The 424-nt window shown below is 62.3% G+C and carries 1 protein-coding gene; it reads right to left on the bottom strand.

All coding sequences use genetic code 11. The features are described 5' to 3' along the window. Positions 1-92: 92 nt before the first annotated feature. On the bottom strand, positions 93-424 hold a 332-nt coding region (locus EOC93_RS33790; protein WP_206532315.1), incomplete at its 5' end, for an esterase-like activity of phytase family protein.

The raw sequence follows: 424 nt of genomic DNA, 5'->3' as shown, positions 1-424 counted from the left end.
TTCGCGGTCGAGGAGGTCAACACGCGCGCCAACGGCAAGCGCGGCGCGCGCCATGTCATCTGGATCGCCGCCAGGACGTAAAGCCGGCGGGCTCAATCCTGGTGGAGAACAAATTCCAGATAGAGGTTGCGCTGCAGGATCGAGTGGTTGTCGTCGGAGATCAGCGACACCATCAGCGCGCCGTCATCGCGGGTCCAGACGTCGAGCCCTTCCATATTGTCGATCTGGTAGCCCATGTCGGCCTCCAGCAGCACCGGCCCGTCGGCGACCGCGCCCTTCTCGACGCTTTCGCCATAGATGCGCCGCAGCCGCATCTTGACGCCGCGGGCCATCGAGAAACTGCGCTCCAGAAGCAATAGGTCGCCATCCGGCAGGAAGGCGCCATCTGTGATGTCGAAATCGCCATTGCGCTTAACAGTAAAGA

This window comes from Mesorhizobium sp. M6A.T.Ce.TU.002.03.1.1, from assembly GCF_003997275.1.
In the GTDB taxonomy this organism is placed as follows: Bacteria; Pseudomonadota; Alphaproteobacteria; order Rhizobiales; family Rhizobiaceae; genus Mesorhizobium; species Mesorhizobium mediterraneum.
The sequence above is the reverse complement of the archived record's forward strand: the minus strand, read 5'-3'. Positions and strand labels throughout refer to the sequence as shown.